Source organism: Caulobacter sp. GW821-FHT12D05 (genome assembly GCF_058807295.1).
Map to the genome: position 1 here is coordinate 322,744 of NZ_JBXAQO010000001.1, position 18,215 is coordinate 340,958.

Genomic DNA, 18,215 nt, shown 5'->3' on the forward strand with positions numbered 1-18,215 from the left:
GGGCGTGACCCTCCGACTCCGATATCCGCGCCGCGCGCTACCCCTTGCAGTCCGACTTGCCGACATTCTGCCACTTGCGGAAACCCTTGCCTGTCTTGGCCTGGAGGCTGTCGCCACTTCGGCGCAATTCGATGTCGCCTGAGCGGCCCGTCTGGACGTCGCAGCGTCCGGCGAACACGCGGTCGACGCACGTCGCGCGGGGCGCATAGCCCAGTTCTTCCCAGGCCCCGCCGGCAAAGCGACGACAGGCCACGTGGTCGGCGGGAAGCTTCTCGGGCTCCGGCGGCGGCGCGGCCACCACCGGCGCGGCGGCATTCGCGGCGGCCTCGGCGGCGGCGGCCTTCTGCGCGGCCTCGGCCAGCTTCTGGGCGCGCAGCGTGGCGGGGTCGACGGCCGGGAGGTCTGGCTGGTCCGGCTGATCGTTGGCGAGCTGGAACCAGGCCATCTGCATCGTCCAGCCTTTGGACTTGGCGAGCTCGCCCAGGCGCTGGGCGAAGTCCCGCGGCGGCTTCGCGGCGACGCCCGCGCGGAGACCGAGGTCGAAGGGGCCCGCGCCCTCGACCATCAGCAGCCCGGCCAGGCCCGGCTCGCTCAGGCACATCGAGACGCGATGACGGCCGTTTCCCAGGTCCTGATAGAGATTGGGGTTGCGGGCGGCGAGCCTGTCCAGCTGCTCGCGGCTGGCGGCGAACTGCTCCAGGCGACCGGAAGGTTGGACCGCGACCAGGCTGTAGTTTTTCGACGGATCGGGCGTGATGTTGATGACAGGCTGCGCCCACAGGCCCCTGGGGCAGCCCTGTATGCCCCGGTCGATCTCGAAGCGTGTCTGGAGGGCGATGACGGCGGGCGCGGCGATGGCCTTGGAGTCGCGCGCGCCGCGCGCCGCGTCGAGCAGGGGGCAGGCGGCCTGGTCCGCCGCCAGGACGCCGGTGGAATCGACCCGCAGGCCCGACGCGCCGGCGCGACGGGAGGCTGACGCCACCGCGCGGTTCACGGCCGTGGGATCACCGGCCGCGCCGGAGACCTGGATGACGGTCGAGCCGTCGCCGGTCTGGCCGTGTCCCACGGTCAGCCACGAACACGGGATGCTCGGCAGCGCGGCGGCGATCGCCTGTTCGGCCTGGAGGACGTCCGGAGAGGCGGGCGGGGCCTGGGTGGTCGAGGTCGCGGCGGTGGGCAATCGGCCCTTGCTCTGCGACGACAGGATGGTGATGCCGACGCCGGCGACGACCACGGCGGCCACCGCGCCGATCGCGATCAGCTTGCCGCTCGGGCGAGCGCGGGCGGGCGAAGGCGCTGATGACGGCGAGACCGTCTCGGTCTTGTCCGGGCCCGAGCCGTAGGCGAAGTCCATAGCGGGGGGAGCGGGCGAGACGGCGTCGTCGTCATCGTCGGTCTCCACCGACGCGGGGGTCTCGATCCGCCCCCCTTCGTCGTGCGAGGGAGCGCCGACGTCACCGATGTCGGACGCGACTTCCGCCTCGTCTTCGATCGCAGGGGCGGGTTCGATCTCCGGCTCGGGCGCGGCCGAGAAGACGGTGCGCTCGGGGAGCGGCGGTTCGGTCGTCTTGGGAGCTTGTGGAAGCGGCGAGGGCGCGAAGACCGTGCGCCCCTGCGCCGGCTCTTCAGGCGTTTCGAGTGGGATGTCGGGATCGGCGATATCGGGACTGGCGACGATCGGCGGCGTGGTCTCTTCCGCGCGCGGTTCGGCGCTGAACCACGACGGCGGCTCGGTCCCGAAGTGCACGACCGTCCGTTCGCTGTCCGCCGCCAGGTCCGACGCCAGGGCGTCGCTGGCGGGGACCCAGGACGGCGTGGAAGGCGTCGACGGCTCGTTCGACAGGTCCAAAGCGTCGAGGGCCGCGATCAGCTCAGCCATGGTCTGGGGGCGGTTGCTGGGATCGGGGCTCAGCATCCGGGCGAACAGCGGCCGCAGGATCGCCGGCACCGCATCGATATCCGGACCGGCCCGGCGACGGTCGATCGCGTCGACCAGGGTCGCGCCCATGTCGGGCGCCTTGCCGCCGGCCAGGGCGAGGGCCACCAGGCCCAGGCTGTAGACGTCGGTCCAGGGGCCGACACGACGGCCGAAATCGCCGAACTGTTCGGGCGCGACATAGCCCAGCTTGCCCGCGAACCCGTCTCCCACCACGGTCTGGGCGCCGATCTCCATGCTCTTGGCGATGCCGAAGTCGATGATCTTGGCGCGGTTGAGCGCGCCGTCGGGCAGCAGGATGTTTTCCGGAGAGATGTCACGGTGGATGGCACCGTGGCTGTGGGCGGCCTCGAGCCCCTCGGCCAGGCGTCGCGTCAGGCGCACCAACTCCGTCGTGGCGGGCGGAGGACCCTTGCCGATCAGCTGGGTGAGCGGCGCGCCATCGATATAGTCGGTGACGATGTAGAGCAGGTCCTTCCGCGGCTCGCGGGCCAGCACGCGATACTGGACAAGGGCCGGGTGCGCCAGGCTGATGAGGGTCTTGGCCTCCTTGCGGAACAGGGCCTGGACCTTCGGGTCGGCGGCCAGGTGAGGCAGGATGACCTTGATCGCCACACGCTCGTCGGCGTTGACGTTGACGCCCTCGTAGACCTCGCCCATGCCGCCCCGGGCGATGAAGCGCTTGACCTCGTAGATGCCGTTCAGGACGAAGCCGATCGGGAGGATACCCTGCCGTCCAGCTTTTCGCGCGCCGCGCTTGCCCAATGAGGATTGGGTGAAGCCGGTGGTCGAGGCCACATCGTCAGCGGGATCGTCGGACATACTCAGGCCACGGCTTCCTGGATCAGAGTGGCGTCGCTCTGCGGTGACGCTTCCACCTGTTCGAACGCGTAGGTGAAGGTTGAGTTCTCAACCGAGACGGTAATCTTCGCTATTTCTTCGCCGGCCATCTGCCGCTCCAGCAGGACGACCGACAATTCGGGCAGCATGGTGTTGGTCAGGATGGCGTCAATCATCCGGCCGCCCGACGCCACCTCGGTGCAGCGCGAGACGATCAGCGCCGTGACCGTCTGGTCGTAGGCGAAGACGATGCCGTGGTTCTCGGCGATCCGGTTCTTGATGCGGTCGAGCTGCAGGCGGACGATGCCTTCCAGCATGGCGGGCGACAGCGGATAGTAAGGCAGCACGATCAGGCGGCCCAGCAGCGCGGACGGGAAGACCTTTAGCAACTCCGGCCGCAGGGCCTGGGCCAGGGGCTCGGCCTCGGGTTTCATTTCCTCGTCCTCGGACAGCGAGGCGATCAGGTCGGAGCCGACATTGGAGGTCAGCAGGATCAGGGTGTTCTTGAAGTCAATATGGCGACCTTCGGAGTCGTCCATGTAGCCCTTGTCGAAGACCTGGAAGAACATCTCGTGGACGTCCGGGTGGGCCTTCTCAACCTCGTCGAGCAGCACCACGGAGTAGGGGCGGCGACGCACCGCCTCGGTCAGGACCCCGCCTTGCCCGTAGCCGACATAGCCGGCTGGCGCGCCCTTCAGGGTCGAGACGGTGTGGGCCTCCTGGAATTCGCTCATATTGATGACGATCAGGCTGTCGTCGCCCGAATAGAGCAGTTCGGCGAGGGCGTGTGCTGTCTCGGTCTTGCCGACGCCCGAGGGGCCGGCCAGCATGAAGACGCCGACCGGCTTGTTGGGATTGTCTAGCTTGGCGCGGCTGGTCTGGATGCGCTTGGCGATGGCGTCCATCGCGTGATCCTGGCCGACCACCCGGCGCTTGAGCTGGTCGGCCAGGGTCAGGACCGAGGCGATCTCGTCCTTGACCATCCGGCCCACCGGGATGCCGGTCCAGTCGCCGACCACGGCCGCGACGGCGTCGGCGTCGACCTCCGCGAAGACCATCGGACTGTCGCCCTGCACGGCGGTGACCGCGCGCAGGGCCGAGTCTAGCGCGGCCTTGCGGTCGGCGAGGTCGGGCGCGTCGGCGACCTTGGCTTCGGCCAGGGCGTGACGGGCTTCCTTCAGCTTGCCGATCGCGTCCTGCTCGGCGGCCCATTGGGTCTCGATCAGATCGAGTTCGGACTGGGCGGTGACGATTTCGTCCTTCAGCCGGGTCAAGCGACCGTCGTCGGTGTAGTGGCCCTCGGCTTCGCGGGTCGCGATCTCCAGCTCGACGTTCAGCAGCTGGACGCGGCGGCGGCGGTTCTCCACCGCGGCGGGCGTCGCGTGCTGCGAGACTGCGACGCGGGCGCCGGCGGTGTCGAGCAGGCTGACGGCCTTGTCGGGCAGCTGCCTGGCCGGGACGTAGCGCTGCGACAGCTTCACGGCGGCCTCGACGGCCTCGTCCAGGATCACGACCTGATGGTGCTTCTCCATGGCCGGCGCCACCGAACGCAGCATCGAGACGGCGATATTGGTCTCCGGTTCGCCGACATTGACGGTCTGGAAGCGGCGGGTCAGGGCCGGGTCCTTCTCAATATACTGCCGGTACTCGGACCACGTGGTGGCCGCGATCGTGCGCAGGCGTCCGCGCGCCAGGGCGGGCTTGAGCAGATTGGCCGCATCGCCTGAGCCGGCCTGGCCGCCGGCCCCGATCAGGGTGTGGGCCTCATCGATGAACAGGATGATCGGCTTGGGCGAGGACTCCACCTCGTCGATCACCTGCCGAAGGCGTTTCTCGAACTCGCCCTTCACGCCGGCGCCGGCCTGCAGCAGGCCGATGTCCAGCGCGCGCAGGGTGACGTCCTTCAGCGCCGGCGGCACGTCGCCGTCGACGATGCGGCGGGCCAGGCCTTCGACCACGGCCGTCTTGCCGACGCCGGCCTCGCCGGTGAGGATCGGGTTGTTCTGGCGACGGCGCAGCAGGATGTCGATGACCTGGCGGATCTCGGCATCGCGGCCGACGATCGCGTCGATCTCGCCCGTGCGGGCTCTCTCGGTGAGGTCGACCGAGTACTTGGCCAGGGTCTCGCCGCCGGCGAACGACCCGACCGATGCGCCGGAAGGCTCCGCCGCGCTCTCAGCGACCGGCGCGCCGCCCACCTCGGCCGAGCCAGCGACGATCTGATCGTAGCCATCGGCCAGGGCGTCGGGCGCGATCTTGCGAAACTCGGTCGAGATCGAGAACAGGGCGTTGCGCAGCGTTGGGGTCTTCAGCATCCCGAACAGCAGGTGGCCCGTGCGGACCTTGCCGGCCTGGAACATCAGCGAAGCGTAGAGCCAGCCCTTCTCGATGGCCTCCTCGATCTGCGGCGAGAAGTCGGAGATCGCCGTGGCGCCACGGGGCAGGGCGTCCAGGGCGGCGACCACGTCGCGGACCAGCTTGACCTCGTCCAGGCCGAAACGGATGCGGATGGCCCCGACATCGTTGCGCGGGTCCTGCAGCAGGACGTGGATCCAGTGCGCTAGCTCGACATACGGATTGCCCCGAAGCTTGCAGAAGCCCGTGGCCGTCTCGATGCTCTTGAGGCCCGTGGGGCTGAGGCGACCGAACAGCGCGGAGCGGTTGATCTCGGTCATGCGACACCTCTTGTGACTATGGTGCTCTTGGCGGCGTTTCGGGCGCTGCGAGCGATCCGACGGGCGCTGGGGCCCAGGCGGGTCTCCGCGCGGGGGCTGCAGCCGAGCGGCGGGTTCATCCAACTGGTCCAGCCCAGGCGCGCGCGGCCGTCCAAGGCGGTGGGGCGCATCGCCGCCTCGCTGACCTCGACCTCCAGGTCCCACTCCAGGTGGGAAGGGGCGAACGAATCCAGCGCTTCGGCCACGACGGCAAAGCGCGGACCGCCGGGCATCAGGTCCTCGTAGTCGCGATAGGTGTCGACGTGGACGGCGATGCGGTAGGCGTCGGTGATCGTGCTGACGCGGCGACCGCAGACCGCATCGCCGCCCAGCTGGCTGAATGCGCCGCCGAGGCGCGTCTGGTCCGCGACCTCGATGTCGCGCCAGCGGGGCTGGTACTCGATCAGGCGCACCGGCGAGCCCACCAGGTCGGCGACCGCGTCCTCGATCCCCGCCGCGCTGCGCCGCGAGGCGTAGAGGCCCGCATAGTAGAGACGCGCGCGGGCCGGAAACGCCGCGTCCTCGCGCACGCCGTCGGTCGCGCCGGTCAGGGCCGCCAGGTACGAGGCGAAGCGATCATCGCGCGGACGGTCAGCATTGGCGGCCGGATTGGACTCGGCCCAGGCGCGGTAGAAGAACTGCAGCATGCGCCCGGCGATGACGTCCAGGAACCGGCCGAACGGATGGTTCTTGGCGTAGCGGCGCTCATAGTGCGCGAACTCGGTCATGTGCAGGGGCAGTGGACCCATCGGCCCGGTCAGGCCGAACCAGTAGCCCTGGACCCGGGTGCGGCCGCCTTTGACCGTGATGCTGTCCAGTGTCGATCCCGGAAACCCCAGGGCCGGGGTCTGGGCCAGGTCGACCAGGTTCTGAGAGGGCAGGCGGGCGTCGCCGATCCGCGGCAGGTCCACGGCGCGCGACTCCGCCGCGCGCAGAAGCCCGAACAGGCCGAACCGCCGCGCCTGCCCCGCCGCCCGGCGGAGAAAGTCTAGATGTTCCGACGTTCGCCCATTCTCGGGGGCCATTGCGCGAAGGTTCCTTCCTGGGGGCTGTCGAAGACGCTTTCGGTGAAGGCGTTGACGGTGGCGAATTCGCCGAGAAAGCGCTCCAGCACCGCCGAGAACAGGAACATCCGCCCGTTCTCGAAGGGCGCGTCGTCCAGCTTCACGCGCAGGCGCTGGCCACGGGCGAAGGCGCTGCGCCCGGCGCCTGGAACCCGCCGCGTCACGGGTTCGGAGCGCACCGCCAGCACGCCGTCGATCTGGCGACGCAGGTGCGGATCGTCGGTGCGGCCGTACAGCGCCAGGTGATCGCGCAGCACCGAAGGGTCGTCGTCATTGTCGAGCGCGAAGGCGGCATAGTTAGGGGTCAGGTGACCGATGACCCGCCAGGCCCCATCGCTGATGCCCATAGGCGGACGCGGCTTGGTTGGCGCACGGACGATCGTTGCGGCCTTGACCGGCACGCCGCTGATCCGGAAGTCGGTGATCCCGCCCACGCGCAGGTTCTCGGCCAGCTCGCGGTTGGTGACCAAGGCCCGGACGCCCAGCTCGTAGACGCTCTCCAGCCGCCTGGGCTCGCCCGGCGCGACCAGGCTGATCCAGGTCTCGGTGCCCAGATAGTCGGCGCGGCGGCGCAGCCGCTGCTCCTTGGTTGACAGGCGTCGGTGGCGCAGGCGCGTGATGTAGAACAGCGCCTCGCTCCAGTCGTAGAGCAGGCTGCCGAACGCGTGCAGCGGCGCGACCGGGCGGGCGTCCCCGTTCTTCTGCGAATAGGCGGTAACGTCCAGAACGCGATAGACCTCGAAATCCAGCGGCCGGGTGCGGTCGGCCATCAGCTGGTGCTCGTGGTCGAACTCGTTGATCGCGACGCGGTCGAGCTGTTTCTCGAACAGATTGATGGCCGGCGTGGCGAAGAGCCGGAAGTTGGCCGGCGACACCGCCCCGGCCAGGGCGCTGGCCGAGCGGTTGAACAGCAGCACGACCTCGCACTCGCCCTGGCAGCCAGCGAAGGCCTTGCCCAGCTCGCGCAGGCGCACGAACAGGAAGCGCTCGGGACAGGCGAAATATTCGGAGAGGATCCGGTACCCCCGGAACGACCGGCGGCCATTGGGCAGCAGGGCGCACTCCTCCTCGAAGCCATGCTGCTCGGCGACCGGCAGCTTGACCCAGGCCTTGGCGCCGGCGGCGGACTCCACCGAACGGGCGACGATGGCCACGGCGTCGCCGATCAGCTGTCGATAGAGCTCGCCCGGCACCAGCTCGGAGCCGTCGAGATAGATCGGCAGGGAGTCCGGCGCGAAGGCCGACAGCGGGATGCCGCCTAGGCCGGCGAACTTCAGGCGCAGCCCGGCCTCGGCCCGCACGCCGGCCGCCCCCGCATAGGCCGAGACGGCCGCGCGGGTCGGCAGGTACTCGGCTTCGGTGATCCGAAGGGGCCAGAGGGTGACGTCCTGGCCGGTGCGGAAGGTCACGGGCGTGGCCGCATCGTCGCGGCCGGTGGCCGACATCTCGGTCAACCGCGGCACCTTGAAGCCCGCGGCGATCGCATGATCGCCCTCGCGCGGCTCCAGCGCCACAACGCACATCGACGGCGTCGGCGCCAGGTAATGCGGTTGGATGGCGTTCAGCAGATGCTGGGTGAAGTCCGGGAACTGGTCCTGCAGCTTCAGCTTCACCCGGGCCCCGAGGAAGGCGACGCCCTCCAGCAGGCGCTCGACATAGGGGTCGGTGTCGGCCGGGGCGTTCAGGCCCAGGCGGCCGGCGACGGACTCGTATTCCTCGCCGAACTCCTTCGCCGTTTCGCGGAGATAGAGCAGCTCTTCGTTGTAGGCCCTGAGCAGTCGGGGATCCATGCGCTACTCCCGCAGGGTCGCCGAGCCGGTGTCGATTTCCACGTCCGTCTTGAACTCCACCGGCAGGGCCTTCACGGCGCTGGTGACGTCGGCGCGGATGACGAAGGTGACCGCGTTGGGTTTGGCGGCGGCGGTGGCGGCCGTGACCTCCAGTCGCCGCGGCGCGATACGCGGCTCGTAGCGGCGGATGCCTTCCTTGATCTCGCGAGCGCGGGCCTGGATCGCGCCGCGCTGCAGCAGCTTGCCTGCCATGTCCGGCACGCCATAGTTCAACACCGAGGTCGCCACTTCGGGGTAGGCCTTGAGGTTCTGGACCGAGCCCAGGTGCGTGGTGTTGAGGATCCAGTTCAGTTCGCGCAGCACCGTCGCCCGCAAGGCGGACTCGTTGAAACGCTCCAGCTTCATGATCGGATAGAGCCGCAACGTGGACGCGCGGCTGACCTGGCCGGTCTCGATCTTGGGATCGTCGCGCACGCCTTCGATGTCGAGGTCGGCGACCAGCTTGTCGAACAGGGTGGGGTTGATCCGTGTCGCCATTATGCCAGCACCAGACGGCGCAGGGCCAGGACGCCGACCTCGTCGTCGCCGCCCAGCGACCATAGCTTCTGGCCGACGGCCCAGGCGCCCAGCGGGCCGTCTCGCCAGTCCGTGGCGCGTGACAGCAGCAGGCTGGCGTCCGCTTCGCGGGGTGTTCCAGGATAGCGAGCCGGGAGCAGGGCGCCGACCGATCGCCCGGTCTTGAATTCGATCTCGACGGGCAGCCAGACAAGATCGCGCAGGTCCTGAGGACCCTCGCTGGTGATCTGGGCGACGGCCTCGAAGGGGATCAGTCCCCAGTGGCCGTGGAGGAAGGCCTCGAACGACGGGCCAAAACGCGGGTCGGCGTCGGCGATCCAGTCGAAGGGCTGGTCGTTGAAATGTCCGGGGGTGTCGGGCGCGGCGTCGAAGGCGCGATCGCGCGCGGCCTCGGCCTCGTCGTTCCGGCCCTGGATGGCGGCGCCCAGCGCGGTGGCCAGATCGCTCGTCCAAGCTTCGCCGCCGACGAGCAGGGCGGGCGGGATGCGGCCGGCGAAGGCTTCCTCGCGTTCGAGCTCGGCCTTGATCGCCGTGTTGTAGGCGACCACCAGCATCTGGGCTTCGGGCGACAGCTGGGCCAGGGCCTTCAGCTGAGCCAGCGCCTTGTCCCACTCACCCAGGATGCAGAAGAACTGGAACAGAAACATGCGGGCCGGCTGGTCGTCCGGCGCGCGCTTGACCCTTTCGACAAGGGCCTTGCGCGCGCCGTCCAGATCACCGGCACGCAGCAGGTCGTCGGCGTTCATCGTCATTGATTTCATGATCTCGCCGAAAACCGGCGCGAGCCGTTTAGAACTTCACGTTGCCCGCGATATCCCACTTGAAGTCGCCGGTGCCGGCGGCCTTGCCCGCCTGCGACTGCTCCTTGTACGAGACCTCGACCTTGGAGAAGTTCAGCGAGACGTTCTCGGTGAGACGGTCCTCACCGCCGCTGCCGCCGGTCGAGACCGAGGTCACCAGCACGTCGGTCATGGTGAGCGTGATGTATTCCAGCGGGTTCTCGCCCGCCTTGCGGACCACCAGGGTGGCCTTGCTGATGTGCTTGCCGTTGGCGGCGGCCAGCATCAGCGGGGCCGAAGCCAGATCGACATACTTCGTGAACGAGAGATCCTGAACATTGACCTTGCCGGCGCCGGCGCCGCCGCCGACATGGGCGGTGCCCGAGTTCGTCATGCCCCAGCTCCAGGCCAGGACGTCGATCTCTCCTTTGTGGGTGCTGTCCTTGGACTCGCCACTGATGCCTTCAAGTTTCAGGAACATATCCACGGCCATAAGGCGCTCTCCTCACGAGAAATGATTACTGATGACTAGGTCGCGCTCTTGGGGAGACGCGAAACCATGCTGAGCGAAACGTCCATCCCCTCGAGTTGGTAGTGCGGCACCATGCGGAAGACGCCGCGGTAGTAGCCCGGGTTTTCCGGGTCGGGGATGACATCCACCGAGGCGGATTTCAGGGGCTTGCGGGCCTTGTCCTCTTCGGTCGAGAAGTCGGGCTGCATGTCCACGTACTGCATGATCCAGGACTGGAGATCGCTGGTCAGGGCGGGGGCCTCGCGGCTGCTGCCGATCCAGTCGCGCACCATGCACTTCAGGTAGTGGGCGAAGCGGCAGCTGGCGAAGATGTAGGGCAGGCGGGCCGAAAGGTTGGCGCTGGCCGTGGCGTCCGCGTCCTCGTACGCCTTGGGAGCGTGCAGGGTCTGGGCGCCGATGAAGGTGGCCTGGTCGGTGTTCTTGCGATGGACCAGGGCCATCAGCCCGGCCTTGGACAGCTCGGCCTCGCGCCGGTCCGAGATGGCGATCTCGGTCGGGCACTTGGCGTCCAGGGCGCCGTCGTCGGTCGGGAACATCGCCGTCGGCAGGTCCTCGACCGTGCCGCCGGACTCCACGCCCCGGATGCGCGTGCACCAGCCGTAGGTCTTGAAGGCCTCGGTGATCCGCACGCCCAGCGCATAGGACGCGTTCAGCCACAGATAGTTGTCGTGCTGGCCGCCGTCGGTGTCCTCCTCGAAGGCGAACTCCTCGACCGGTTCGCTGTTGGCGCCGTACAGGGGGCGGCCCAGGAAACGGGGCAGGGTCAGCGCCATGTAGCGGCTGTCGTTCGAATTGCGGAACGAGCGCCACGCCATGTAGTCGGTGGCGTCGAACTGCTTAGCGATGTCACGCGGATTGGCCAGCTCCTGCCAGCTCTGCATGCCCAGCAGTTCGGAGTCCGCCGCCGCGATGAACGGGGCGTGCGCCGCGGCGCCGATCTTGGCCAGACCCTTCATCACCTCGATGTCGGGGGCGGTGTGATCGAACGCGTAGTCGCAGATGAACGCGCCATACGGCTGGCCGCCCAGCTGGCCGAACTCTGCCTCGTAGATCTTCTTGAACAGCGGGCTCTGGTCCCAGGCCGCGTCGCGGAACTGCCGCAGCATCTTGCGGGTCTCGTCCTTCGACACGTTGAGCACGCGGACCTTCAGGTCCTTGCCCGTCGGGGTGTTGCCGACCAGATACCAGAGGCCGCGCCAGGCGGACTCCAGCTTCTGGAACTCGGCGTTGTGGATGATCTTGTTGACCTGCTCGGTCAGCTTGCGATCGATCGCCGCCTTCAGGGCGTCGACGGTCGAGAAGACGTCGCCGCCGATGACCTGGGTGTCGACCAGCGCCTGCTGGGCCAGCGTCCGGACAGCCTCTTCGATCCGCGCCTGCTTGGCGTCGGTGTTGGGCTTGAACTCGCGCTGCAGCAGCGCGGTGAAGTCGTCGACCGTGACGGTCTCGTCGGCGACCGGGGCGACCGTCTGTTGAAGGGTCTCTGCCATCGAGGGGCTCCCTGGCCTTACGCGTTGCTGTCTGCGGCTTTGTCGGCGTCGGCGGGCGGCTTGGCCGCGGCCAGCGCCTTCATCAGCTCGGCGTCCTTCAGGACCTTGTCGAGCAGGTCCTGGGCGCCGTCCTTGCCGTCCATGTAGAGCATCAGGTCGTTGAGCTGCTGGCGGGCCTCGAGCAGTTTGGCCAAGGCCGGGACGTTCTTGGCCACCTGACCAGGCGAGAAGTCCTCCATGGACTTGAAGGTCAGATCGACGCCGATCTTGCCCTCGCCCGTCAGGGTGTTTTCGACCGTGAAGGCGGCGCGCGGGGCGATCGCCTCCATCTTCTGTTCGAAGTTGTCCATGTCGAATTCGACGAAGTCGCGCTTGTCCATCGGCTTCTTCTCGACGTTGGACTTGCCCGACAGGTCGGACATCACGCCGACCACGAACGGCAACTCAATCTTCTGGCGCGAGCCGAAGGTTTCGACCTCGTACTCGATGTGGACGCGAGGAGCGCGGTTCTCTTTGATAAACCGCTGCCCGCCTTTATTTGACGCCATGATTAGTCACCCGTAATTAGAGCTTACGTGGATATTAAAGGCTTGTTCGATCTCATGAAGATGTCAAGCGACGTTCTAATAATATTTCAAGACTGTTCGCGTTGCTTTCGCGATTGTAGAACTGAGCGCGCCTCATCGAGACTGCCGGGGGCGATATCTTCTAGGATCGTCATGAAATCCTGACCCACCCACTCCCTCGCGCGGCGCATCAAGGTCAGGATCGGATGTCCCGGCTCTTTGCGTTGGTAGTAGTCGCTGAGCGCATCGAGGGCCCGGATGACATCGTCCCGGGTCTCGATCCGCGCCGCCGTCGCGGCGACATTTGAAAAGCTTGACGGTGCAACGTGCGGCTGCACGGGTGGTTCCGAGGCCTCTTGCGCGACGGGCTCGGGGCTGAAGGCCTGGATGGCGCGACGCATCTGCCCCAGGGCCTCATAGGCGGCCTTGAAGTTGGTCCCGCCCGCCTCGTCGGCGTTGGACGTCAGCACCAAGTCGGCGCGCCGGAGGTTGTCCGCGATCGTGTCCAGGCGCTCGACGATCTCGTCCAGGCCCTCGTAGTGCAAATCCTCGAGGGCGGCGCGGAACATTCCATAGCCTTCCTCGCTTTCACCTCTCAAGCGGAACCGTTCGAAGTCGTCGATCGAGTAGCGGCCAAGGCGTGGATGATTGATCAGGGTGATCTTGCGCAGCGGCGCCAGAAACTGCGCCTGGCTGACCAGGGAGTCGCAGGGCCCCTTGCGGCCCTGGAAGCCGTAATCCTCCAGTCTGGGATGCACGCTGGGCCAGTAGGCCTCCAGCAGACCCGAAAGGTTGCGCGCGCCCAACTCGACCGTCTCGAGCTGACCGGCGCGGGCGCCGGCGCGACACAGATAGGCTGCCAGCCACAGGTCCTTGGTCCTGTCGCTCTGCTCGACGATGCGGTCGACGATCGTGCGCCAGTCGACCTCGGAGGGCTGGCTCTCGACGCCCGAAGCGTCGATCGAGACCTCCGTTTCAAATGCCTGCTCAATTTCGTAGCGCCCCGGGTCGTAGGCGAGGTCGGGACCGGTAGGGTCCTCGTCGGAGACCGGCGCCAACAGTCGACCGAGATCAAGCGCCATGTTCGAAGCCGCTGCCGTTGTTCCGAACCCGGAATTCCTCAACCTCGGCTTGAGAGATTGGGCGTCGACGGGTGGCGCGAAGTGTGGCCAAAGAAACGGGTTTGGCAAGTGCATCTGGTTGAGATTTGATATTTAGCAGCTACACCTAGCTGAATAACCGCGATAATCGTACGGTAAAGCTTAGTAACAGGAGCGATTAATGGATCGGCAGGCGGCCATATCTGTCTCGCTTGGTACGGCTAAGCTTAACCTTGAGCGTTTTGAGTGCCTTGAGCGTCTGAGTGAGCCATTCACCATTATTGCTGAAGGTTTTTCGAGCGACGAAATCGACTTCCTGCCGCATGTCGGAAAACCGGTCTCGTTCGACGTCGGCGACGAGATGGATCACGTCCGCTACTTCCATGGGTTGTTGACGGACGCCGTCCTGATCAAGGTCGATATCAGCGGCGCGCACTACCGTTTGACGGTGAAGCCATGGTTCGCCCTGCTCGACCAGAACCGGAACTACCGGATCTTCCAGGACAAGAGCATCATCGACATCGCCAAGCAGGTCTTCGCCGACGCCGGTATGAAGGATGTCGAGTTCGACAAGCTCACCGGCGCGTACAAGCCTCGCGAGTACTGCGTTCAGTACAAGGAGAGCGACTTCAACTTCCTGTCGCGCCTCTTCGAGGACGAGGGTGTCTACTACTATTTCCGGCATGAGGAGGCGGCCCACAAGCTGGTGCTCTGTGACGGCAAGTCGGCGCACCAGCCCACGCCGGGCTATGAGACCATCCGCTTCCTGCCCGTGTCCGGCGACGAGGCGACCACGCCCGACACCCTGTCGGAATGGAACGAGCGCATCAGCTCGGTCAGCCAGGCCAAGGTGACCCTGCGCAGTTTCGATTTCACCAAGCCGCAAAACCCGGTCGAGGCGGTGGCCAACAGCGCCGAACAGCATCCCGGCGACGCCCTGGAGGTCTACGAATACCTCGGCGACTTCACCGAGCAATCCGACGGCGAGACGCGCGGCAAGTCGCGCCTGGCCGCCAGCCGCGCGCCGCGCCGGCTCTATACGGGCGGCGGCGACGTGCTGGGCCTGGCCTGCGGCGGCCTGTTCACGCTGACCGAGGCGGGAGTCGATCGCTTCAATCAGGAATATCTGATCACTGGTCTGAACCACGTGATCGAGGCCGAAAGCCATCGCAGCGGCGATGACCGCCAGGCGCGGCGCGTCAACGTCATCGCCATCCCCGGCGAGACCCTGTTCCGCCCGCCGCTGACGGCCGCCAAGCCGGTGTCCACGGGGGTGGAGACCGCGACGGTCACCGGACCGCCCGGCGAGGTGATCTACGTCGACGAATGGGGCCGGGTGAAGGTCCGGTTCCATTGGGACCGCTCGCCCGACCAGCCAGGCAAGACCTCCTGCTGGATGCGCGTCTCGCACCACGCCGCGGGCGAAGGCTTTGGCAATGTCGATCATCCACGTGTCGGCCAGGAGGTTATCGTCGACTTCCTCAATGGCGACCCGGACCGACCGATCATCACCGGCCGCGTCTACAACGGCGCTCGCAAACACGCCTACGGCCTGCCGAGCGACAAGACCCGCTCGCTGTGGAAGAGTCAGACCGTCGGCAAGCTGGGCGACTACGGCGGGGCCGAGAAAACGCCGGCGCCCAACAGCATCGGGTTCAACGAGATCCGCCTGGAGGACAAGGGCGGCTCCGAGGAGATCTACATCCACGCCCAGCGTGAGATGGTGCGCGACGTCCTGCTGGACGACAAGCTGACGGTCCAGCGCGACCGCGCCACGCGGGTGGGGCGCGACCGGGTGACGGCGGTCAAGCGAAACGAGACCACGACCGTCGAGACCGGCGACCAGACCCACGAGGTCAGCGCGGGCAAGCGCACGACGACGATCGAGAAGAATGATGCAACGACCATCCGGTCGGGCGATTATTCGGTCACCGTCGACAAGGGCGCGGTGACCATCACCGCGGCCACGAGCATCACCCTGAAGGTCGGCAAGAGCACGATCACGATGGATCCCTCCAGCATCACCCTGGATTCGCTGACGATCGTCAGTGACGCCAAGGTCGTGCAGAGGGTCACGAGCAAGAAGACCGAGGTCAACGGCACAACCATGACCACGGTCACGGGCGGCATGGTCAAGATCAACTAGGACCCGCATGAAACGCTGGAAACAGGTTCGCTGGACGGAGGCGGGCCAAGTCACCGCGATCCTGGAATGGCCCGTGTCGGAGCATGACCAGGAGCCGCCGGAGGCCGTCTTCGATCGTTTGCGCGAGGAAGGCCGGGACGATGATGCGGTCCTGTTCCTGGGCCAGGCCTTGCCGCGTTATGAGGTCGTGGCCTGGGCCGTCAGGACGGTGCGCGAGCTCTCGCCTCCGGACCTGGCGCCGCGCGACGCCGCCGCCCTGGATGCGGCGCAGCAGTGGCTGCGCGACCCCAGCGATAGTCGCCGACGCGCGGCGTACGATGCGGCGGAAGCCGCCAGCAGCGTCAGCGCGCAGCGGATGTGCGCCCTGGCGGTGTTCTTCTCGGGCGGATCGCTGGCCCCGCCGGACCTCGAACCGCTGCCGGCGCCCAAGGACGCCTTGGGCGCCTTCGCGGCCGGGGCGGTGCTGACGGCCGTGACCCGTAGCGGTCGTCGACAGGAAGGCTTGCGCGCCGCCCTCGCGCTGGGCGACGCTCTGGCCGTCGGCAGCGAAGACGCTCTTCAATGACCCTTGTCCTGACCATCAAGTCCCTGGATCGACTCGACAACGGCGAGGCGGCGCAGCTCACCCTGGACCGTCACGGGGCCAGAATCGGGCGCTCGCCGCATATGGACTGGTGTCTGCCGGACCCGCGCAGCTACATCTCTTCCTCGCATTGCGAGATCGAATATCGCGACAGCGGCTATGTGCTGGTCGACCGCAGCACCAACGGCACCTTCGTCAACCGATCGACCACGCGGCTCGCGGCGCCGCACCGCATCGACGACGGCGACGTGATCCTGATCGGCCACTACGAGATCGAAGCCCGGCTAAACCAGGCCGTGGCCAACGACGCAGCGCGCGATCCCCTCGCCTGGAGCGGGTGGGACAGTCACGGTGGCCGCGAGGTCGTGGGCGATCCGGGGCGCTGGGACCAGCCCGCGGCTAGGGCCGCGATCACAGGGCAGGGCGCCGCCTCGGGCGCCTGGGCGCCGCCGCGCATGCAGGCCGAGCCACAGCCGGCCTCCGCCTGGGCGGCCGAAGCGCCTCAGGCGCCGCCGCCCTCGGCCTGGTCCAGCGAGCCACGGGCGCCCGCCGCGCCGACGGCCGACGATGTCTGGGGCCGACTGGCGGTGACCAACGAGGTGGACTGGGATCGTGGTTTCGCGCCGACGCCCGTCACCACGCCGACGCCCGGCTGGGATCACAGGACGACCGCCCCCTCGACGCCGGTCCAGGCTCCCGCCGCCGAGGCGCCGATCCCGCCGCGCGCGCCGCCGCCTTCGTCCGCGGGCGGCGGCGACTGGAACGCCTTCCTGGGCGGGGCGGGTCTGCAGCCCGAGGACTTCCGTGAGTCCCCGCAGCAGGTGCTGGCGACCGCCGGCGGGCTGTTGCGGCGGTTGATGGGCGGGCTGGTCGTCATGCTGGAAGCCCGCGCCCGGGCGAAGGCCCAGCTGGGCGCCCAGGGTACGGCCCTGGAGTTCGACGGCAACAATCCGCTGAAGTTCACGCGCTCGGCCGACCGGGCTTTGGCCCAGATGCTGAACCGGCCGGATCGTGGCTTCATGCCCTCCGATCGGGCGGTGGAGGACGCCTTCCGCGACCTTCAGGCCCACCAGATGGCGACGCTGTCGGCCATGCAGGGCGCGCTGGCCGCGACGCTGGATCGCTTCTCCCCGTCGGCGATCCGCGGTCGCGCCGAGAACAAGGGACTGTTGGCCAAGATCCTGCCCAGCGCGCGCGACGCCGCGCTATGGCAAGCCTATGAGCGGGAGTTCGAGGGGGTCACGCGCGGATCGGACGAAGCCTTCATGGAAGTCTTCGCCAAGGAGTTCCGCGACGCCTATGAGCGGATCGCCGCCGACATGAAGGGGAAGGCCAGCAGGGCGTCCCGAGGCTAGGCCAGGGCCAGCAAGGTGGTCTCGTCGCAGGCCACTACCGCCACGCTCACATTGTCCGGTGCGCCGCGTTCTAGGCAGGTGGCGACCAAGGTGTCGACCATGGCGCCGGGATTGCCGCGGGTCAGGATCGCCGCCAGTTCGTCGTCCGGGATCACGCGGGTCAGGCCGTCGCTGCAAACTAGGAAAACGTCGCCGATCCGGGCCTCATCCGACACCGCGTCCAGTTCCAGGCGCGGTCCGACGCCGACGGCGCGCGATAGCACGTGGGCCATGGGATGGTTTTCGGCTTCCTCCTGCGTCAGGCGTCCGGCGGCGACCATCTCCTGGACCTGTGAATGGTCGACGGTCAGCTGGTAGAGCTTGCCGGCGCGCAGCAGGTAGCAGCGGCTGTCGCCCGCCCAGAAGACCGCGAAGCGCTGGCCGCGCAGAAGCAGCACCACCACAGTCGAGCCCATGGGCTGGCCGCCAGCCTTCAGCCAGATCCGCTCGTTGGCTTTGTGCACGGCCGCCGCGGCCGCCTCGGACGCCGCGTCGAAGTCGGCGGGCAGGATGGCGGCTTCCAGCGCATTGACGATGGTCCTCGACGACCACTTGCCGTTGGCATGGCCTCCCATGCCGTCGGCCACGACCCACAAGCCCTCGTCGGGACGCGCGAGGACGTTGTCCTCGTTGTCGCTGCGCACTCGGCCCGGGTGGGTGAGAACGGCGTCGCGGAACCGCAGGTTTCCGTCGTCCATGACAGCT

General features: G+C 67.7%; 14 protein-coding genes. 3 read left to right on the forward strand and 11 right to left on the reverse strand.

Annotated elements, in window-relative coordinates; genetic code table 11:
• Window positions 1-37: 37 nt before the first annotated feature.
• The 10 genes from AC1RRR_RS01425 to AC1RRR_RS01470 form a co-directional block, all read right to left on the reverse strand.
• Window positions 38-2,758 carry a serine/threonine-protein kinase gene (locus tag AC1RRR_RS01425; RefSeq protein WP_492809939.1) on the reverse strand — a complete coding sequence of 907 codons (2,721 nt, stop codon included), beginning with the start codon at window positions 2,756-2,758 and terminating at the stop codon, window positions 38-40.
• Between the two features lie 2 nt (window positions 2,759-2,760).
• Window positions 2,761-5,451: a type VI secretion system ATPase TssH gene (gene tssH / locus AC1RRR_RS01430; protein ID WP_492809940.1), complete on the reverse strand. Its 2,691-nt coding sequence runs from the start codon at window positions 5,449-5,451 to the stop codon at window positions 2,761-2,763.
• On the reverse strand, window positions 5,448-6,515 hold the full coding sequence (tssG, locus tag AC1RRR_RS01435; RefSeq protein WP_492809941.1) for a type VI secretion system baseplate subunit TssG: 1,068 nt from the start codon (window positions 6,513-6,515) through the stop codon (window positions 5,448-5,450). Before tssG ends, tssH begins: the two co-directional genes overlap by 4 nt.
• A complete protein-coding gene (gene tssF / locus AC1RRR_RS01440) occupies window positions 6,479-8,344 on the reverse strand; it encodes a type VI secretion system baseplate subunit TssF (protein WP_492809942.1) in 1,866 nt (621 codons plus the stop codon). Before tssF ends, tssG begins: the two co-directional genes overlap by 37 nt.
• A gap of 3 nt (window positions 8,345-8,347) precedes the next feature.
• On the reverse strand, window positions 8,348-8,881 hold the full coding sequence (tssE, locus tag AC1RRR_RS01445) for a type VI secretion system baseplate subunit TssE (protein WP_492809943.1): 534 nt from the start codon (window positions 8,879-8,881) through the stop codon (window positions 8,348-8,350).
• The gene (locus AC1RRR_RS01450; protein ID WP_492809945.1) at window positions 8,881-9,681 is read right to left on the reverse strand and encodes a type VI secretion system accessory protein TagJ; all 801 of its coding nucleotides are present in this window, start codon (window positions 9,679-9,681) and stop codon (window positions 8,881-8,883) included. The genes tssE and AC1RRR_RS01450 overlap by 1 nt, the downstream gene beginning before the upstream one ends.
• Before the next feature lie 28 nt (window positions 9,682-9,709).
• Window positions 9,710-10,192 (reverse strand): Hcp family type VI secretion system effector, encoded by a 483-nt coding sequence (locus AC1RRR_RS01455; protein ID WP_492809946.1) that lies wholly within the window; start codon window positions 10,190-10,192, stop codon window positions 9,710-9,712.
• 35 nt (window positions 10,193-10,227) lie between these two features.
• Complete coding sequence (gene tssC, locus AC1RRR_RS01460; RefSeq protein ID WP_492809947.1) at window positions 10,228-11,721, reverse strand: type VI secretion system contractile sheath large subunit; 1,494 nt, start codon at window positions 11,719-11,721, stop codon at window positions 10,228-10,230.
• Window positions 11,722-11,738: 17 nt separating this feature from the next.
• Complete coding sequence (tssB, locus tag AC1RRR_RS01465) at window positions 11,739-12,269, reverse strand: type VI secretion system contractile sheath small subunit (protein WP_492809949.1); 531 nt, start codon at window positions 12,267-12,269, stop codon at window positions 11,739-11,741.
• An 86-nt stretch (window positions 12,270-12,355) separates the two neighbouring features.
• Entirely contained in the window at window positions 12,356-13,369 is a 1,014-nt protein-coding gene (locus tag AC1RRR_RS01470; protein WP_492809950.1) for a type VI secretion system protein TssA, read from the reverse strand.
• 199 nt (window positions 13,370-13,568) lie between these two features.
• Between AC1RRR_RS01470 and AC1RRR_RS01475 the strand changes: the two genes are divergently transcribed.
• The 3 genes from AC1RRR_RS01475 to tagH are packed head-to-tail and all read left to right on the forward strand — an operon-like array spanning window position 13,569 to window position 17,471.
• Window positions 13,569-15,533 carry a type VI secretion system Vgr family protein gene (locus AC1RRR_RS01475; RefSeq protein ID WP_492809951.1) on the forward strand — a complete coding sequence of 655 codons (1,965 nt, stop codon included), beginning with the start codon at window positions 13,569-13,571 and terminating at the stop codon, window positions 15,531-15,533.
• Window positions 15,534-15,540: 7 nt separating this feature from the next.
• On the forward strand, window positions 15,541-16,098 hold the full coding sequence (locus AC1RRR_RS01480) for a DUF6931 family protein (RefSeq protein ID WP_492809953.1): 558 nt from the start codon (window positions 15,541-15,543) through the stop codon (window positions 16,096-16,098).
• Window positions 16,095-17,471, forward strand: coding sequence for a type VI secretion system-associated FHA domain protein TagH (gene tagH, locus AC1RRR_RS01485; protein WP_492809954.1), 1,377 nt, complete (start codon window positions 16,095-16,097; stop codon window positions 17,469-17,471). The genes AC1RRR_RS01480 and tagH overlap by 4 nt, the downstream gene beginning before the upstream one ends.
• Here tagH and AC1RRR_RS01490 read toward each other — a convergent pair.
• On the reverse strand, window positions 17,468-18,208 hold the full coding sequence (locus tag AC1RRR_RS01490; protein WP_492809956.1) for a PP2C family protein-serine/threonine phosphatase: 741 nt from the start codon (window positions 18,206-18,208) through the stop codon (window positions 17,468-17,470). The two genes, tagH and AC1RRR_RS01490, sit on opposite strands and share 4 nt — an antisense overlap.
• Window positions 18,209-18,215 lie beyond the last annotated feature (7 nt).

Excerpts from the sequence above, each read along its gene's own strand:
- AC1RRR_RS01425 (WP_492809939.1), bottom strand. The coding sequence starts at position 2,758 with ATGTCCGACGATCCCGCTGACGATGTGGCCTCGACCACCGGCTTCACC.
- tssH (WP_492809940.1), bottom strand. The coding sequence starts at position 5,451 with ATGACCGAGATCAACCGCTCCGCGCTGTTCGGTCGCCTCAGCCCCACG.
- tssG (WP_492809941.1), bottom strand. The coding sequence starts at position 6,515 with ATGGCCCCCGAGAATGGGCGAACGTCGGAACATCTAGACTTTCTCCGC.
- tssF (WP_492809942.1), bottom strand. The coding sequence starts at position 8,344 with ATGGATCCCCGACTGCTCAGGGCCTACAACGAAGAGCTGCTCTATCTC.
- tssE (WP_492809943.1), bottom strand. The coding sequence starts at position 8,881 with ATGGCGACACGGATCAACCCCACCCTGTTCGACAAGCTGGTCGCCGAC.
- AC1RRR_RS01450 (WP_492809945.1), bottom strand. The coding sequence starts at position 9,681 with ATGAAATCAATGACGATGAACGCCGACGACCTGCTGCGTGCCGGTGAT.
- AC1RRR_RS01455 (WP_492809946.1), bottom strand. The coding sequence starts at position 10,192 with ATGGCCGTGGATATGTTCCTGAAACTTGAAGGCATCAGTGGCGAGTCC.
- tssC (WP_492809947.1), bottom strand. The coding sequence starts at position 11,721 with ATGGCAGAGACCCTTCAACAGACGGTCGCCCCGGTCGCCGACGAGACC.
- tssB (WP_492809949.1), bottom strand. The coding sequence starts at position 12,269 with ATGGCGTCAAATAAAGGCGGGCAGCGGTTTATCAAAGAGAACCGCGCT.
- AC1RRR_RS01470 (WP_492809950.1), bottom strand. The coding sequence starts at position 13,369 with ATGGCGCTTGATCTCGGTCGACTGTTGGCGCCGGTCTCCGACGAGGAC.
- AC1RRR_RS01475 (WP_492809951.1), top strand. The coding sequence starts at position 13,569 with ATGGATCGGCAGGCGGCCATATCTGTCTCGCTTGGTACGGCTAAGCTT.
- AC1RRR_RS01480 (WP_492809953.1), top strand. The coding sequence starts at position 15,541 with ATGAAACGCTGGAAACAGGTTCGCTGGACGGAGGCGGGCCAAGTCACC.
- tagH (WP_492809954.1), top strand. The coding sequence starts at position 16,095 with ATGACCCTTGTCCTGACCATCAAGTCCCTGGATCGACTCGACAACGGC.
- AC1RRR_RS01490 (WP_492809956.1), bottom strand. The coding sequence starts at position 18,208 with ATGGACGACGGAAACCTGCGGTTCCGCGACGCCGTTCTCACCCACCCG.